16 protein-coding genes are annotated in these 16,639 nt (G+C 70.9%); 6 read left to right on the forward strand and 10 right to left on the reverse strand.

Annotated features, from left to right (window positions below):
• Positions 1 to 88: 88 nt before the first annotated feature.
• A complete protein-coding gene (locus CP975_RS26535; protein ID WP_055529132.1) occupies positions 89 to 1,048 on the reverse strand; it encodes a hypothetical protein in 960 nt (319 codons plus the stop codon).
• Between the two features lie 80 nt (positions 1,049 to 1,128).
• Here CP975_RS26535 and CP975_RS26540 point away from each other — a divergent pair, with 80 nt between their 5' ends.
• Both CP975_RS26540 and CP975_RS26545 read left to right on the forward strand, forming a co-directional pair.
• Positions 1,129 to 1,323: a DUF3046 domain-containing protein gene (locus CP975_RS26540; RefSeq protein ID WP_055529130.1), complete on the forward strand. Its 195-nt coding sequence runs from the start codon at positions 1,129 to 1,131 to the stop codon at positions 1,321 to 1,323.
• Positions 1,324 to 1,427: 104 nt separating this feature from the next.
• Entirely contained in the window at positions 1,428 to 2,702 is a 1,275-nt protein-coding gene (locus tag CP975_RS26545; RefSeq protein ID WP_199782931.1) for an AI-2E family transporter, read from the forward strand.
• A gap of 39 nt (positions 2,703 to 2,741) precedes the next feature.
• Here the strand turns inward: CP975_RS26545 and CP975_RS26550 are convergent, their stop codons facing one another.
• Entirely contained in the window at positions 2,742 to 3,878 is a 1,137-nt protein-coding gene (locus tag CP975_RS26550; protein WP_055529129.1) for a winged helix DNA-binding domain-containing protein, read from the reverse strand.
• Positions 3,879 to 4,190: 312 nt separating this feature from the next.
• Between CP975_RS26550 and recA the strand changes: the two genes are divergently transcribed.
• The 4 genes from recA to CP975_RS26570 all read left to right on the forward strand — a co-directional run bounded on the left by recA (position 4,191) and on the right by CP975_RS26570 (position 9,578).
• Complete coding sequence (gene recA / locus CP975_RS26555) at positions 4,191 to 5,318, forward strand: recombinase RecA (RefSeq protein ID WP_055529127.1); 1,128 nt, start codon at positions 4,191 to 4,193, stop codon at positions 5,316 to 5,318.
• 4 nt (positions 5,319 to 5,322) lie between these two features.
• Positions 5,323 to 6,126: a recombination regulator RecX gene (gene recX, locus CP975_RS26560; protein ID WP_055529125.1), complete on the forward strand. Its 804-nt coding sequence runs from the start codon at positions 5,323 to 5,325 to the stop codon at positions 6,124 to 6,126.
• 144 nt (positions 6,127 to 6,270) lie between these two features.
• Positions 6,271 to 6,996 (forward strand): ArsR/SmtB family transcription factor, encoded by a 726-nt coding sequence (locus CP975_RS26565; protein WP_150477415.1) that lies wholly within the window; start codon positions 6,271 to 6,273, stop codon positions 6,994 to 6,996.
• The gene (locus CP975_RS26570) at positions 6,993 to 9,578 is read left to right on the forward strand and encodes an FtsX-like permease family protein (RefSeq protein ID WP_055529123.1); all 2,586 of its coding nucleotides are present in this window, start codon (positions 6,993 to 6,995) and stop codon (positions 9,576 to 9,578) included. The genes CP975_RS26565 and CP975_RS26570 overlap by 4 nt, the downstream gene beginning before the upstream one ends.
• A 78-nt stretch (positions 9,579 to 9,656) precedes the next feature.
• On the opposite strand, the gene CP975_RS26575 is transcribed toward CP975_RS26570, so the two are convergent.
• The 8 genes from CP975_RS26575 to CP975_RS26605 all read right to left on the reverse strand — a co-directional run bounded on the left by CP975_RS26575 (position 9,657) and on the right by CP975_RS26605 (position 16,528).
• Positions 9,657 to 10,046 carry a rhodanese-like domain-containing protein gene (locus CP975_RS26575; protein WP_150477416.1) on the reverse strand — a complete coding sequence of 130 codons (390 nt, stop codon included), beginning with the start codon at positions 10,044 to 10,046 and terminating at the stop codon, positions 9,657 to 9,659.
• Positions 10,043 to 10,585: a cupin domain-containing protein gene (locus tag CP975_RS26580; RefSeq protein WP_150477417.1), complete on the reverse strand. Its 543-nt coding sequence runs from the start codon at positions 10,583 to 10,585 to the stop codon at positions 10,043 to 10,045. Before CP975_RS26580 ends, CP975_RS26575 begins: the two co-directional genes overlap by 4 nt.
• A 79-nt stretch (positions 10,586 to 10,664) precedes the next feature.
• On the reverse strand, positions 10,665 to 10,820 hold the full coding sequence (locus tag CP975_RS36645) for a putative leader peptide (protein WP_425474278.1): 156 nt from the start codon (positions 10,818 to 10,820) through the stop codon (positions 10,665 to 10,667).
• Positions 10,821 to 11,138: 318 nt separating this feature from the next.
• A complete protein-coding gene (locus CP975_RS26585; RefSeq protein ID WP_150477418.1) occupies positions 11,139 to 12,812 on the reverse strand; it encodes an FAD-dependent monooxygenase in 1,674 nt (557 codons plus the stop codon).
• Positions 12,813 to 13,091: 279 nt separating this feature from the next.
• Entirely contained in the window at positions 13,092 to 14,042 is a 951-nt protein-coding gene (locus CP975_RS26590) for an amino acid ABC transporter permease (RefSeq protein ID WP_055532428.1), read from the reverse strand.
• Positions 14,039 to 14,686 carry an amino acid ABC transporter permease gene (locus CP975_RS26595; RefSeq protein ID WP_055532427.1) on the reverse strand — a complete coding sequence of 216 codons (648 nt, stop codon included), beginning with the start codon at positions 14,684 to 14,686 and terminating at the stop codon, positions 14,039 to 14,041. The genes CP975_RS26590 and CP975_RS26595 overlap by 4 nt, the downstream gene beginning before the upstream one ends.
• Positions 14,687 to 14,781: 95 nt before the next feature.
• Positions 14,782 to 15,702, reverse strand: a complete 921-nt coding sequence (locus tag CP975_RS26600) for a glutamate ABC transporter substrate-binding protein (RefSeq protein ID WP_055532431.1) — start codon at positions 15,700 to 15,702, stop codon at positions 14,782 to 14,784.
• A 46-nt stretch (positions 15,703 to 15,748) separates the two neighbouring features.
• Entirely contained in the window at positions 15,749 to 16,528 is a 780-nt protein-coding gene (locus CP975_RS26605; protein WP_055532426.1) for an amino acid ABC transporter ATP-binding protein, read from the reverse strand.
• Positions 16,529 to 16,639: the final 111 nt, after the last annotated feature.

Raw genomic sequence — 16,639 nt, forward strand, 5'->3', positions numbered from 1 at the left:
AGGTGTCCGCGCGACGCGGCCGGCGGCGCTCCCCGGCTGGTGCCCGCAGGCGGCGCTCCCCCGGCTGAGGCCCATCGGCCGACGTCCGTCAGCCGATGGGCCGCCCGTACGCCCGGAGCGTGCGCAGCGCCTCGATCGTCACGATCGGGCGCGACTCCAGGGCCGTGCCCGGTGCCCACTGCCGCCACCGGACGGGCCAGCCGCCGTCCTCCTGCTGTTCCCGCGCCAAGAAGTCCAGCGAGCGCTCCATCTCGGCATCGGTGAACCACGCGCGCGCGAGCGACTCGGGTGCCTTCGCGAAGTCGTGCGCGAAGTGGTGCTCGCCCGGCGCGTACCCCGGCGACACCGGGAACGCGTCCAGATCCTCCGGGTCCAGGGCCGCGAGGCGCTGCTCGCGCACGAGGCGGCCGAGACGATCGGCCGCCGCCTGCGCGCGCGAGCGGTCGGGTGCGCCGTCCAGGAAGGCGACGGCCGCCTGAACCTCGTACGGATGCGACTTCTCGAGCGATTCGACAGCGGCCCAGCAGAAGTCGGTGGCCCGGAAGAGCCAGGCGTGCCACACCTCGTTGCGGTGCAGCAGACCCACCACGGGCCCCGTGGCGAGCAGCTCGCTGGGCGGGTCGTCCACGACCGGAACGAACGGCGCCGAGGGGTAGCCGCGCTGGCTGGGATGGATCGCGGGGAGAGCGCCCTCTGGCGTCGACACCGACGTCAGATAGCGGCACACGCGCTCCACCCGCTGCCCTCCGCAGCGCCGGATCGAGTCCAGGACCCACAGCGCGTGCCCGGTGTGCAGCGGCTGGCTCACGGGGCCGCGCAGATCGGGTTCGAGCGCGAAGCCGTAGCCGCCGTCCGGGGTGTCGTACGCCGCGAGGGCGGTCTCCACGGCGTCCGCGGCCTGCCGGCCCCCGTCGAGGAAGTGGTACGCGAACCGTCGCTGCTCGAGGACGCGCGCGGTGAGCCATACGAAGTGCTCCGCGCGGGCGACCGGGGAAGGCGCCGCGTCGGGGGAGGGCACGGGATCGGGGGATGCTCCGGTTTCGGCCATGTCCCGACCGTAGGGTGGAAAGCGTTCTCGGCAAGCCCCCCTGCGCCGGGCTGCACTCTCAGGGGCGCGATACTGGAGGCATGCGGTTGACGGTCTTCTGGCAGCGGATGGCGGCTCACTTCGGAGCGAGCTACGCCGACTCCTTCGCGCGCGATCACGTGATGGCGGAACTGGGCGGCCGCACGGTCCACGAAGCGCTGGACGCGGGCTGGGAGGCCAAGGACGTCTGGCGCGCGGTCTGCACGGCCATGGACGTACCGGCCGAAAAGCGCTGACCGCGGACGGCTCTTTGCCGTTGACAGGCCGTTACGCGCGCGTAGGCCGTCCCAAGATGCGGGGGCGGCGGCCGATTGCCGGCCGCGTGGGCGAGACTGGCTCCGTGGCACCCACAGACGAGACCGCGCAGGTCACCCAGGACAACGCTCCGCTCGGCACGACGCCGCCCGCCCAGCCCCCCACCGGGACCGAGGCAGATCGTGGCGCCCGCATGCCGCGCTGGCTGCCGCGTGCCATGGTGCTGGCCCTCGCGCTCGTCGCCTGCTTCCAGCTGGGCAGTTGGGCCTTCCACCAGCTGACCGGACTGCTGATCAACGTCCTGATCGCGTTCTTCTTGGCGCTCGCCGTCGAGCCGGCGGTGAGCTGGATGGCGGCGCGCGGGCTGCGCAGGGGCTTCGCCACGTTCATCGTCTTCATGAGCGTCGTGATCGCGAGCGCGGGCTTCGTCACGCTGATGGGCTCGATGCTGGCGGGCCAGATCGTCGACATGGTCGAGGACTTCCCCGACTACCTCGACAAGGTCATCAGCTGGATCAACCAGACGTTCCACACGGACCTCTCCCGCGTCGAGGTACAGGACAGCCTGGTCCACTCCGATTGGCTGCAGAAGTACGTGCAGAACAGCGCCAGTGGCGTCCTGGACGTCTCCGCGCAGGTCCTCGGCGGCCTCTTCCAGCTCCTGACGATCCTGCTGTTCTCGTTCTACTTCGCGGCCGACGGCCCGCGGCTGCGGCGCGCGCTGTGCTCGGTGCTGCCGCCCGCCAAGCAGACCGAGGTGCTGCGCGCCTGGGAGATCGCGGTCGACAAGACCGGCGGCTATCTCTACTCGCGCGGCCTGATGGCGCTGATCTCCGGGGTCGCCCACTACATCCTGCTCCAGACGCTCGACGTCCCCTACGCGCCCGTGCTGGCCGTGTGGGTGGGCCTGGTCTCCCAGTTCATCCCCACCATCGGCACGTACCTGGCGGGCGCCCTGCCGATGCTGATCGCCTTCACGGTCGACCCCTGGTACGCGCTGTGGGTGCTGATCTTCGTCGTGATCTACCAGCAGTTCGAGAACTACGTACTGCAACCCAAGCTCACCGCCAAGAGCGTGGACATCCACCCCGCCGTCGCCTTCGGTTCGGTCATTGCGGGGACGGCACTCCTCGGAGCGGTCGGGGCGCTCGTCGCCATCCCGGCCGTCGCGACCCTACAGGCCTTCCTGGGGGCGTACGTGAAGAGGTACGACGTCACGGACGACCCCCGAGTGCACGGGCACCGGCGCCGGGTCGGACCACCCCTCCTCGCGCGCGTGCGGCGGGCTCTGCGCGGGCCGAACGACCCGGACGCGGCGGCGGAGGCCGAGACACGGCCGGGGGCCGACGGGCGCCCATAGGGCACACGACAGCCCGGGGGCGCGCGAGGGAACCGCTGTTCACAGCGGCAGTGACCGGACCTCCGCCTCGGGGAGCCTGGCCCACCAGTAGTGATGGCGGCTGTAGACCTTCGTCTCACGGCCGGCGAGGAGCGCGGTCAGGGAGCGGGCCTCCGCCGCGAGCCCTTCCCAGGTCTCGGGTGACAGGGGATGAAAGGCCGTGGCCTCGATGCGGCCGTCCACCTGCCGCCACACCCCGGCGACGTGGCCGTCCACCAGGAGGGTGGGCAGCACGTCGCCGTTCTTCCGGATCACCAGGGGGCGGTAGGGCGGGGGTATCACCCGCCCCCGGTCGGCGTACGCCAGCAGGACGCTGTCCCACATCGGCATGAGCCGGGGCGGGGCGGGGGTGTCCGCGTCCGGCCGGGAGGCGCCCGGCAGGTCGAACAGCGTGCTGCCGTCCGGCCCCTGGAGCAGCTCCACGGCGCCGTCCAGGGCGCGCAGCGCCTCGCGTACGGCAGTCCGTCCCACCATGGAGAACTGCGCCACGTCCGCCACGGACGCGGGACCGAACCCCGCCAGATAGCGCAGGACCAGGGCCCGCAGCGCCTCCGGTTCCACCGTCCGCCCCACAGGCAGCGGCCCTGCCTCGGCCGCGACGAAGGACGGCCGTACGCCGAACGACCACGGCGCGTCGGTCGGGGCGTGATGGAGCGGCGCGTATGCCTTCAAGCCCCACCACGCCCCGCCGGCCTTCTCGGAGCCGAGCCGCTCCTCGACCCACGCCTGCATCTCGGCCGAGGTCCGGGGCCGGGCGGCGAAGGCCAGCAGCTCCGGCACCAGTTCCTCGGCGTCCGCGGGCGTCAGGCCCGCGGCGGCGAAGCGGTGACCGAGCCGGGAGCCGTACAGGGTCGGCTGCACGGCCCCGCGGAAGTGCCGGTAGTCCTCGGCGTGTACGGCGTGCAGGGTGATCCGCATCAGGGTCGCCTTGACCATCGCGCGCTGGGCGAAGGCGGTGTCGAGGTCGGACGGGGAGAAGTCCCTGAGCCGGTTCCAGAGCGCGAGGTACGGCGAGGCCGGGTGCTGCGCCTGGAGCGCGACCACGCGCCGTATCCCGTCCTGAACGGTCAGAGGCTCGCGCTCCAGCAGCAGCTGGCGGCTGAGAGTGGCCCGGTTGAGTTCGCCCGCATTGATCATCACAGCGCGGGATTCTGCCCCGGCCCACCTCGTTCCGACCAGTGTTCGCCGCGTCCTCGCGGCCCGGGCAGGACGGGCGGCGGATGCGGCGCGCCGCGCTTGACACTAAAATCGAACATCCATTCTTATGGGGGTGTCCGGCGGCGATTTTCCGGGGGTGCGAGGGGGGATCCCCGTCACGTTCCGGAGGATTTCGGCGAGGGAGGCCCTCGAGTTATCCACAGGCTGGACGGGCGTCGGGGCGGATTGTCAGTGGCAGGCGTTAGCGTCTTTGACGTGAAGCGATCGACTCAAGCAAATCGGGTGGAACCCATGGCAGGAACCGACCGCGAGAAGGCGCTCGACGCCGCGCTCGCACAGATTGAACGGCAGTTCGGCAAGGGCGCAGTGATGCGCATGGGCGAGCGGCCGAATGAGCCCATCGAGGTCATCCCCACCGGGTCGACCGCGCTCGACGTCGCGCTCGGCGTCGGCGGCATCCCCCGCGGCCGTGTGGTGGAGGTGTACGGACCGGAGTCCTCCGGTAAGACGACCCTCACGCTGCACGCCGTGGCCAACGCCCAGCGGGCGGGCGGCGCGGTGGCCTTCGTGGACGCCGAGCACGCCCTCGACCCCGAGTACGCGAAGAAGCTCGGCGTCGACATCGACAACCTCATCCTGTCCCAGCCGGACAACGGCGAGCAGGCTCTCGAGATCGTCGACATGCTGGTCCGCTCCGGCGCCCTCGACCTCATCGTCATCGACTCCGTCGCCGCCCTGGTGCCGCGCGCGGAGATCGAGGGCGAGATGGGCGACTCGCACGTGGGTCTTCAGGCCCGCCTGATGAGCCAGGCGCTCCGGAAGATCACCAGCGCGCTCAACCAGTCCAAGACCACAGCGATCTTCATCAACCAGCTCCGCGAGAAGATCGGCGTCATGTTCGGCTCCCCGGAGACCACGACCGGTGGCCGGGCACTGAAGTTCTACGCCTCGGTGCGCATGGACATCCGCCGCATCGAGACCCTGAAGGACGGCACGGACGCGGTGGGCAACCGCACCCGCGTCAAGGTCGTCAAGAACAAGGTCGCGCCGCCCTTCAAGCAGGCCGAGTTCGACATCCTCTACGGCCAGGGCATCAGCCGCGAGGGCGGCCTGATCGACATGGGCGTCGAGCACGGCTTCGTCCGCAAGGCGGGCGCCTGGTACACGTACGAGGGCGACCAGCTCGGCCAGGGCAAGGAGAACGCCCGGAACTTCCTGAAGGACAACCCCGACCTCGCCAACGAGATCGAGAGGAAGATCAAGGAGAAGCTGGGCGTCGGTGTGAAGCCCGAGGCCCCGGTCGCCGAGCCGGGAACGGACGCGGCGGGCGCGGCCGCCCCGGCCGAGGACACCGCCAAGACGGTTCCCGCGCCGGCTGCCAAGGCCGCCAAGTCCAAGACCGCGGCGGCCAAGAGCTAGTCCGGTGACGCGACGAACCGACTGGGCGGACCACACCGCCTCCGAAAGCCGCCCCGGCGCCGCGGGGCGGGGCCACGGGGGCGGTGCGGATCAGGACGGCGTCGACCAGGAGCACGGCCGTGGTTCCTGGGAGGACGGCCGCGGTTCCTGGGCGGGCGACGGGACCGGCTCGCGGGGCGGTGACGGCTCCCGGGAGGACGGCACCGGCCGGAGCGGCGGGCGCCGACGGCGGCGCGGCGGCTTCGGCGACCACCAGGACGGCGGCACCCCTTCCTCGTCGAGGGCCGAGAAGGGGGAGCCGCCGACGGGGGATCCGGCTGAGCGGGCGCGGGCGATCTGTCTGCGCCTGCTCACCGGTACCGCGCGTACGCGCAAGCAGCTCGCCGACGCGCTGCGCAAGCGGGAGATCCCCGACGACGTGGCGGAGGAAGTCCTCTCCCGCTTCGAAGAGGTCGGGCTGATCGATGACAGCGCCTTCGCGGACGCCTGGGTGGAGTCGCGGCACCACGGTCGGGGCCTTGCCCGGCGCGCGCTCGCCAGGGAGCTGCGTACCAAGGGCGTGGAGTCCACGCTGATCGACGAAGCCGTGGGGCAGCTCGACTCGGAGCAGGAGGAGGCGACCGCCCGCGAGCTGGTCGCCCGCAAGCTCCGCTCCACGCGCGGCCTCGATCGGGACAAGAGGCTGCGCCGCCTCGCGGGCATGCTCGCCCGCAAGGGTTACGGGGAGGGCATGGCGCTCAGAGTGGTCCGGCAGGCCCTGGAGGAAGAGGGCGAGGACACGGAGGACTTGGGATACGAGACGTTCTGAGCGGGCCGCTCCCACGGGGGTGGGGCGGCATCCAGAACGGTCCACGTGTCCCAACTCGCGCTCCGCAGGGTGGGGTTATCCCCCCTGCGGAGACGCCGGATCACCGCAGTGCCCAGGAAGGTGTGCACAGGCGACTGTGTACACATGACAAAGAGACCCGGCGCCACGGGCGCGGCGCACACCGACGACTCCGCATCCGGTACGGCATCCAGTACGGCTCCGGGCTCGGCCTTACGGCAGGGCTCGCACCCGCCCCCCGAAGAGCTGACCGATCTCCGCCTGCTCAAGGCGCTCGCGCAGCCGCGGCGGCAGCAGGTGTTGCAGCACCTCACCCTGCACGGCCCGGCCACCTCGTCGACGCTTGCCCGGGCGCTCGGCCTCAATACCGGGGCGACCAGTTACCACCTGCGCGAGCTCGCCCGCTACGGCTTCGTCGAGGAGACGCCGGGCTCCGGGCACGGGCGTGAGCGCTGGTGGCGGGCCGTCCCCGGTGACCGGCGCTTTCCGCCGCGCAGTCGGCAGAGCCCCGCGACGCGGCGCGTCATGGACGAGCTCAATCACCTCTCGTACGCCGCCGACCTCGACCTCTTCGAGCAGTTGCAGCGGGAGGCCGATGCCGGACTCGGCGAGTGGGCCGACGCGTTCCCCTACTCGCGCGGCACGATCCGGCTGACCCTCCCTGAACTCCGTGAGTTCTTCGAGGAGTACATCGCGCTGCTCAACCGCTACAAGCGGCCCGCCGCCGACACCCCGGCCGGGGCCCGCACCGTGCTCACCCGTCTCCTGGCCTTCCCCGCGCCCACTGCGCAACCGGCGCCCGCCGCTCCCGCCTCCCCCTCCCAGAACCGGAAAGAGACCGAGCTTTCATGATGCTGCGCTACGCACTACAGACGGTCCGGGACCGCAAAGGCGGGTTCCTGGGCGCCTTCCTCGCGCTGATGTGCGCCGCCGCACTCATCACGGCCTGCGGCACCCTCATGGAGACGGGCCTGCGCGGCACGATCAAGACCGAGCGATACGCCGCCACGCCCGTGATCGTCTCCGCCGACCAGAACGTCCACCAGACCACGGTCAAGCGCAAGAAGGGCAAGACGAAGGTCAAGCACAAGGCGAAACCGATCGCCGAGCGGGCCTGGCTGTCGGCCGACGACATCGAGGGCAGGCTCAAGAAGGCCCCGGGCGTCGGCGCGATCGTGCCCGAACTGACTTTCCTCGCCCAGCCGTTGCTGCCATCCACCGCCAAGTCCGACGGCAGACCCGCGTACGGGCATGCCTGGACTTCGGCCGCCCTCACCCCTTTCCGCCTCGTCGACGGCAGAGCCCCGAGCGCGGCCGGTGATCTCGTCATCGACCGTGACCTCGCCGACCGCGCCGAGCTGAGGCCCGGCGACCGGCTCACCGTTCAGTCGACGCAGAGCCCGCGCAGCTACCGCGTCACCGGCATCGCCGCCCCGGCGAACAGGACTTCCGCCGACGGTGCCCTCGCCCACCAGACCTCGCTCTTCTTCTCCTCCGAGGAGGCCGAGCGGCTCGCCGCGCACCCCGGAAAGGTCAGTGCCTTCGGCGTCGTACCGGACCGGGGCACCGATGTCGCCGACCTCAAGCAGGCCGTAGCGCACGCCCTCGACGGCACGACAGCGCAGGTCAGCACGGGCGACGGCCGCGGCCCCGTCGAGTTCCTGGACGCCGCGGGCGACCGCGTCAAGCTCATCAGCATGGGCGGCGCCATGGGCGGCACCTCCCTGCTCGTCGCCATCCTCGTGGTCGTCGGCACGTTCGCGCTCTCCGTGCAGCAGCGCCACCGCGAACTCGCCCTGCTGCGCGCCGTCGCCGCGACACCGAAGCAGATCCGCAGGCTGCTCGGACGCGAAGCGCTGCTCGTCGGCGCCGCAGCGGGCGTCATCGGCTCGCTCGCCGGAATCCCGCTCGGCGCCTGGCTGCACGGCCGGTTCGTGGAGGCGGGAGCGATCTCCGCCACCCTCGAACGCGCCGTCAGTGTCTTCCCGCCCTTCGTCGCCATCGGCGCGACCCTGCTCGGTGCCTGGGCCGCCGCCCGCATCGCCGGCCGCCGGATCGTCCGTATCCGCCCCGCCGAGGCCCTTGCCGAGGCCCGGGTCGAGCGGGCCAGGCCCGCCTGGAGCCGCGTCATCGCCGGTCTCGTCCTCCTCGCGGGCGGCATCGTCCTGGTCGCCGTGCTGAGCATGCTGCGCACCGAGGCCGCGTCGACCCCCGTGACGTATCTGGCCGTTGTGGTCTTCGCCTGCGCCATCGCGCTCCTCGGGCCGTTCGTCGTCCGAGCCGCGGCCGCACTGCTGACCGGCCCCCTCCGGCTGACCGGATCGCCCGGCAAGCTCGCCCACGCCAACCTGCGCGGCAACGCTGCCCGGATGGCCGCCGCCGTCACCCCCCTCGCCCTCCTCACCGGCATGACCTGCACCGTCCTCTTCATGCAGCCCACCCTCGGCGACGCGGCCCGCACCCAGGCCCGCGACGGCATCCGCGCGAACTGGGTGCTCGCCGCTCAGGGCCCGGGCGTCCCGGCGCAGGCCGCGCGGACCGCTCGTAGGGCCGAAGGTGTCGAGGCCGCCACCGAGGTCGTCCGCACCACCGTGCGTGTCGGACTCGACAAGTACCCGGCGCAGGGCGTCACTCCGGAAGGTCTCACCCGCACCTGGGACCCGGATGTCACCTCCGGAACCCTGAAGGGCTTCGGCAAGGACAGCGTCGCCGTCAGCGAACGGGCAGCCGACCAGCTCGGCCTGAAGCCGGGCGACACGCTCAAACTCACCCTCGGAGACGGCACGAAGGCCGAACTCGCCGTGCGTGCCGTGTATGCCCGCGGGCTCGGGTTCGGCGATCTGACCATGGCGCACGGCCTGGTCGCCCGCCACGTCGACAACCCGCTCGCCACCATGGTCCTCGTCAAGAGCAACCTCAAGAGCGACCTCGCCGACGACCGTACGCGGGAACAACTCACGGCAGCCGTCGCGAAGTTCCCGGGCGTGAGGGTTCTGGACCCGGCCGCCCTCGACGGGCTCGAAGCCGACCGTCAGCAGGCCAACGCTGAGGTGAACTACCTCGCCATGGGCCTCGTCCTGGCCTTCACCGCCATCGCGGTCGTCAACACCCTCGCGATGTCCGTGTCGGAGCGCATCCGGGAGTTCGCGATGCTCCGGCTCGCGGGCGCCACACGCCGACAGGTGCTGCGTATGCTGCGCATCGAGGCGCTGTCGGTCCTGCTCATCGGCGCGGGGCTCGGCAGCGGGGTGGCGCTCGCCGTCCTGACCGCCTTCAGCGTCGGCATCACGGGCAGCGCGGCACCGGCGGTCACTCCACTGGTGTACGTCTCCGTGGTCGCCGTCGCCGGACTGCTCGCCCTGGTGGCGACAGCGCTACCGGGCCGCGCCGCCCTGAGGCCACTCCCGGTCGCCGTGGCGACGGCAAAGGAGTAGGCAGGCGAGTAAGAGGAGTAGGCAGGCGAGTAAGGGGCGCCCCCTGGTGTGAACACCACGGGGGCGCCCCCGTGGTGTTCACACCACGACCGGAAGCCCTGCCGCACGCCACGCCTGGAAACCGCCGACCAGGTCGGTCGCGTGGCGCAGCCCCAACTGCCGCAAGGAGGCGGCCGCGAGGCTGGAGGCGTACCCCTCGTTGCAGATCACGACGACACGCAAGTCATGACTGGTGGCCTCCGGGGCGCGATGGCTGCCCTGGGGGTCGAGGCGCCACTCCAGTTCGTTGCGTTCCACGACGAGGGATCCGGGGATCAGTCCGTCGCGCTCCCGCAGTGCCGCGTACCGGATGTCGACCAGGAGGCCGCCGGCCTCGGAGGCGTCGTACGCCTCCTGGGGAGTGACCCGGTCGAGGCCGAGCCGTACGCGCTCCAGCAGCTCGTCGATGCCTATCGGCTGTTCGCTCACTGCCAGTCCTCCGGGCGCTCCACGGACTCCAGGCGGAGCACCTCCCCGGTGCGGCTGTAGCGGCGGATCCGGGGGAGCGGCGGGTAGTAGGCGTGTACGGAGATGGCATGCTCGGCCGTCGACTCGTTCAGCACCTCGTGCACATGGTTGCGGCCGAAGGCGCGGCCCTCGCCTCGCGTCAGCTCCCGCTCGCGGTCGACGTCCTCGGAGAGTTCCAGGGTCTTCCAGCCGTCGGTGGGCAGGCGCACGGCGAGCGAGTTCTCCCTGAGGGTGCCGGCCGCGGTGAGGAAGGCGCCGATCGACTCGGCGTGGTCGTGCCAGCCGGTGCCGCTGCCGGGCGGCCAGCCGATCAGCCAGGCCTCGCTGCCGCCGGGCCCCGCCAGGCGCACCCAGGTGCGGCCCTCGGGGTCGAGCGGCAGCGAGGCGATGAGTTCGCGGTCGGCGGCGCTGCGGCGGACGAAGTCGAGGAGTTCGGCGGCGGTCGGGGCAGCCGAGGACGCGGTCGCGGGCGCGGTGGAGGGAGGGGCGGAAACAGACACGGGGACCGTCCTGGAGGTTCGCGGAAGGCGCGCGAGCAGGCCGGAAGGCGCGCTCAGCGCGTGGGGAAGGGATGCGAATTCAGTAGGACGGGTGACACACGCAGCCTGCGTAGCGGACGAGGTCCATGTGGACCCTCCGCCACAGGCGCACATCGGTGTCGGTCACGATCCGGAGTAGACCATGGAGGGGGAGGGCGGTCAACTCCGGCTCAGTATGCGGTCGTGCGGGGTTCACCGGTCGGTCGGACGGCCGAGGCGAGGGGTGTCGGGCCGCGGTCGAGTGCGGTCGGGCCGCGGGTCGGGCTGTGGGTCGGGCCGCGTGCCCGGGGGGGGGGGGGGGGGGCTCGCCCGGCGGGCTTCAGGGAGGCTCGTCCCCTGGCCGCCGAGTCCCCCAGCCAGCCTGCGCCGCCCCACCGGACTGCCGCCCCACCGGACTGCCGCCCCACCGGCCTGCCGCCCCGCTACCCCGTCACCCAGCCGGACTGCTGCCTCGCCACCCTGTCACCCAGCCAGCGTGCCGCCCCCCTGTCGCCCACCCCGTCACCCCGCCCCCTCACTTCGAAGGCCGCGCCGCCCGCACCCCCGCGGCACTCCCCGCCCCGCCCGCCCGAACCGCATGCTCACCTTGCTCGGTGTCGTCGCCCCCGCGCCCGCTCCCCGGGGCCGCCGCGCCCCCCACCGCCGCCTCGGCCGCCGCGTACAGCTCGGCCGGGCGCACCCCGGAGAGGGCGGTGACCAAGTGACCGTCGGGGCGGATGAGCAGGACGGAGTGCGCGGGGGCCCCGGGGTAGCTCTCCGCGACGAGCAGCTCGGCGGGGTGCGGCAAGGCGGTGACCGCGGCGGCGAGGCGCGGCATGATCCCGGCCGTCACCCAGTGCCGCCGCTCCCACACCACGGTGCCCGGCGCGACCAGGACGACGAGGAGATGACCGAGCCCGAGCCGCTCGCGCAGCTGCACGAAGGACCCGTCGGGAGCGGTCACCCGTACGTCGGCGACCGGCGCGCCCACCTCCGTACCCACCGCCGTCTCGGACTCGGACGGCGCGGGCGCGAGAGGGGACTGCGCGTAGGACGAGGGCATGCCGAGCGGCCCGCGCCCCACATGGCCGTCCGTGAGCAGCGCGTCGTGGCCGCGCGCGCTCCCCGGCACGTAGGAGCGCAGGCCCTTGCCGCCGCGCAGCACCGGAAGCGACTGGTCGGCGGCGCGAAGGCGCGCGGCCACCCCGGCCCGCCGCTCGGCCTGGTAGCTGTCGAGCAGCGGGTCGCGGTGGCCGTGGTGCCAGGCGAGCGCCAGCTTCCACGCGAGGTTGTCGGCGTCCCGCAGCCCCTCGTCGAGCCCCTGAGTGCCGAGCGCGCCGAGCAGATGCGCGGCGTCCCCGGCGAGGAAGGCGCGGCCGACCCGCCACCGGCGGGCGAGGCGGTGGTGGACGGTGTGCACGCCCGTGTCGAGCAGTTCGTACGGCGGTGTGGGGCCCCCGCACCAGCCCGCGAGGGTCTCCCGGATCCGCAGGACGAGGGCGTCGGGCGTCACCAGCTCGCCGCGCGGCGGAAGGAGCCAGTCGAGGCGCCACACCCCGCCGGCCAGCGGGCGGCCCGTCACCTCGGCTGCCCCGCCGCGCCACGGAGGCATCCGGTGCAACAACGCTTCGCCCGGCCAGGGAAGTTCCGTGCGCAGCGCGGCCACGGCGTGTCGCTCGACGGCCGTACGCCCCGGGAAGCGGATGTCGAGCAGTTTGCGGACCGTCGAGCGGGACCCGTCGCAGCCCACCAGATAACTGCCACGCCACCACGTGCCCTTCGGCCCGCGCGTGTGGGCGGTCAGTCCGGAGGCGTCCTGCTCCAGGGAGTCGACCTTGCTCTCCGTCGCGACCTTGACGAGCCGCTCGCCGGCGATGGCCTCGCGCAGCGCGCCGGTCAGTACGTGCTGCGGCAGATGCAGCGGGGCGGGGGCCTCGTCGCCGAAGGACAGCTCTCGCATCACCTGCTTGCGCCGCAGGGACCGCCAACTGGTCCAGCGGGCTCCCGACTCCAGGTCACCGAACGAGTGACCCGCGAGCCGTTCCACGAAGGCAGCGGTGTCCTCGCGGAGCACGGCCGTCCGAGCGAGGCGCGGCTCTTCCTTGCCCGGCCCTTCGTCGAGGACGATCGTCGGCACCGAGTGACGGGCCAGCGCGAGGGCCAGCGCGAGGCCGACGGGGCCCGCGCCGACGACGATCACCGGGTCCACGGCGCACACCCTCCAGCCCGTCGGGATCCGTGGGTCCGGGCTGCCCGGAAGCGCTGGACGTACGTACAGGAACTGGCAGTTGGAGCCCGGTGCACGATCACAGAACGTATGCAACCCATTGCCGGTGCTTGCGTCAAGTGACGACGGCAGTGGCGTTCACCAGGAAGTAACAGCGGAGCGGGGTGACGCCCGAGGGATTCGGGCCCGGGGAAACAGGGGTGGGGGGCGGCCCGCCGGCCGCCCCCCACACTTATGTCGACCACTTATGTCGACGCTTTGTCAGTTGGACTTTCCAACCGTGCCCTTGGGGTCGTCGTCAGGACCCTTCGAGCCGTCCTCCGCTCGGCCGGGCCCCTCGGGCGCGGCGGCGTCCAGCACGCCCGGAGCCTCGGCGGGTTCCGCCGCGGCAGCCACCGCGATGCCCGTCTTGGTGCGGCGCCCGCGCTTCTCGATCCAGGTGGCGAGCGAGGAGAGCGCCAGGCAGAGCCCGATGTAGATGGCACCGACGACGGTGACCGTCTGGACGAACGGGTAGGTGCCGTTCACCGGGGTGTTGTTGGCGATGAGCCGTGCCGAGTACAGCAGTTCGGGGTAGAGGATCAGATAGCCGAGCGAGGTGTCCTTGAGGGTCACCACGAGCTGGCTGATGATCGTCGGCAGCATGGAGCGCACGGCCTGCGGGAACAGGATGCCGGCCGTCACCTGGGTCTTGGTCAGGCCCAGGGCGTAGGCGGCCTCCCGCTGTCCCTTCGGTACGGCGTTGACGCCCGCGCGCAGCACCTCGGCCTGGACGCAGCCGTTGTAGATCGCGAGGCCGACGACCAGCGCCCAGAACGGCGTCATGTCGCCGACGATGCCGACCCACAGGGCGAAGATCGTGATCAGCAGCGGGATCGACCGGAAGAGGTCGATGAAGATCACCGAGGCCCAGCGCACCGGGCGGTGGTCGGAAAGCCTGCCGACACACAGCACGACCGCGAAGACCAGTGAGAGGACACCGGCGAACACGAAGGCCTTCAGCGTCGCCAGGAGCGCTTCGAAGATGTTGTCGCGGATGCCGGAGTAGTTGAAGATGTCCCACAGGGCACCCTCGAACTCGCCCTTCTCGTTGAGCCGCAGGACGACCCAGACGAACAGGCCGAGCACCGCCGCGGTGCCGACGACCGAGTAGATCCTGTTGCGGACCTTGGCCTTGGGGCCGGGTGCGTCGAAGAGGACACTGGCGCTCATCGGGCGACCTCCATGCGGTGCTCCAGCAGCCGGAAGGCGCCATTGATGGCGTACGTGATGATCAGGTACGCGACCGTGACCCAGATGAAGATCATGGTGATGTCGTAGCCGTCGTTGCTGAGGGTCTTGGTGACGTTGAACAGGTCGACGTTGTCGAAGCCGCCCGCGATCGCGGAGTTCTTCGTCAGCGCGATGAAGATCGAGCCCATCGGGGCGATCACCGCGCGCGTGGCCTGGGGCAGCACCACGACCCGCATGACCTGCGTGAAGCTCATGCCGATCGCACGGGCGGCCTCGGCCTGGCCCATCGGCACGGTGTTGATGCCGGACCGCAGGGCCTCGGCTATGAAGGACGAGGTGTAGAACCCCAGTGCCACGACGCCGAGCACGAAGGAGTCCACGTCCGGGAACAGGATCTTCGGCAGGATGAAGAAGGCCACCAGGAACAGCAGGGTCAGCGGGGTGTTCCGGAGGATGTTCACCCAGAGGGTGCCGAAAACGCGCAGCGGTGGCACCGGTGAGACCCGGAAAGCGGCGATGATCACGCCGAGCACCATGGCGATGATCCCGCTGACCACGGTCAGCTCCACGGTGCCGATGAACCCCTCGCGGAACAGCGACAGGTTGTCGGTCAGTACGTTCATGAATTCTCCGCGAGAGGGCGGTCGGGCGGCGATGTGCTCACAAGACGCCCCGCCCCGTACGGACGTATCGGCCGTACGAAGCGGGGCGCGAGGTCCTACTTGGGGTCGGTGAACGCCGGCGGGTTCTTGTACTCGGAGCCGGACTTACCGATGGTGGCCTCGAACGCCTTCTTGTAGTCGCCGTTCTCCTGGTGCGCCTTGATGGCGTCCGCGACGGCCTTCTGAAGTGCCTTGTCGCCCTTCTTCAGACCGACGCCGTAGGGCTCGGCCGAGAAGGGCTTGCCGACGACCTTCAGCTTGCCCGGGTTCTGCGCCGCGTAGCCCATCAGGATGGCGTCGTCGGTGGTGACGGCGTCGACCTGGTTGTTGAGCATCTGCGCCACGCACTCGGAGTACTTGGACAGCTCGGTCACCTTGGCGCCGTACTTCGGCTTCTTGATGTTCTGCAACGGCGTGGAGCCGACGATGGAGCAGACCTTCTTGCCGCGGACCGTCTCCGGGCCCTTGATGTCCTTCTCGTCCTTGCGGACCAGCAGGGAGGCACCGGCGTGGTAGTACGGGCCGGCGAAGTCGATCTGCTTCTTGCGCTCGTCGTTGATCGTGTACGTGCCGATCATCAGGTCGACATCGCCCTTGGAGACCGTGGTCTCACGGGCTCCGGAGTCGACCGTCTTCCACTCGATCTGCTTGGCCGAGAAGCCGAGGTCGGCCGCGATCATCTTGGCGATCTCGATGTCGAAGCCGGAGTACTCCTTGGTCGACTGGTCCTGGAAGCCCAGGTACGGCTGGTCGGCCTTGGCGCCGATGACCAGCTTGCCGCGCTTCTTGGCGTCCTTGAAGACGGGCGAGTCGACCGAGGCGTCCTTCTTGACCGTGTAGCTGAGGGCCTTGGTGTCCTTGCCGTCCGGGCCCTTCGGCTTGTCGCCGGCGGAGCCCTCCTTGCCGCCGCAGGCGGTGGCGGTCAGCGAGAGCGCGGCGACGGCCGCCGCGAGGGCGACGGACTTGCGGAGCTTCATGGTGAACATCCTTTGTTTCGACTGGTGTTGAGACGGCGTAGGAGCCTCAGTGTTTAAGGATCTTCGACAGGAAGTCCTTGGCCCGGTCGCTGCGCGGGTTGCTGAAGAACTGGTCCGGCACGGCCTCTTCGACGATCCGGCCGTCCGCCATGAAGACGACGCGGTTGGCCGCGGACCGGGCGAAGCCCATCTCATGGGTGACGACGACCATCGTCATCCCGTCGCGGGCGAGCTGCTGCATCACCTCGAGGACTTCGTTGATCATCTCCGGGTCGAGCGCCGACGTGGGCTCGTCGAAGAGCATCACCTTGGGGTCCATCGCCAACGCGCGTGCAATGGCGACACGCTGCTGCTGGCCGCCGGAGAGCTGCGCGGGGTACTTGTCGGCCTGCGAGGCGACGCCCACGCGGTCGAGCAGGGCGCGCGCCTTCTCCTCGGCCTCCGCCTTGTTGATCTTGCGCACCTTGATCTGGCCCAGCGTCACGTTCTCGAGCACGGTCTTGTGCGCGAAAAGGTTGAAGGACTGGAAGACCATGCCCACGTCCGCACGGAGGCGGGCGAGTTCCTTGCCCTCCTGGGGCAGCGGCTTGCCGTCGATCGAGATGGCTCCCGAGTCGATCGTCTCCAGGCGGTTGATGGCGCGGCACAGGGTCGACTTGCCCGACCCGGAGGGCCCGATCACTACGACGACCTCGCCGCGGGCGATGGTCAGGTCGATGTCCTGGAGCACGTGCAGAGCGCCGAAGTGCTTGTTGACGTTCTTCAGCACGACCAGGTCGTCCGCCCCGGGCGGTATGGCGTCCTTGGTCACCGATACTTCGGTCACGGCTTGTTGCTCCATCCTCCTCGGTTGCGAGGACAGTAATAACCCAGTGCGACCAGCGTCATTACATCTGAGCGGAAATTGAGCATAACGATCCGGCCGCAACCGGACACA

The sequence above is a fragment of the Streptomyces alboniger genome, from assembly GCF_008704395.1.
In the GTDB taxonomy this organism is placed as follows: Bacteria; Actinomycetota; Actinomycetes; order Streptomycetales; family Streptomycetaceae; genus Streptomyces; species Streptomyces alboniger.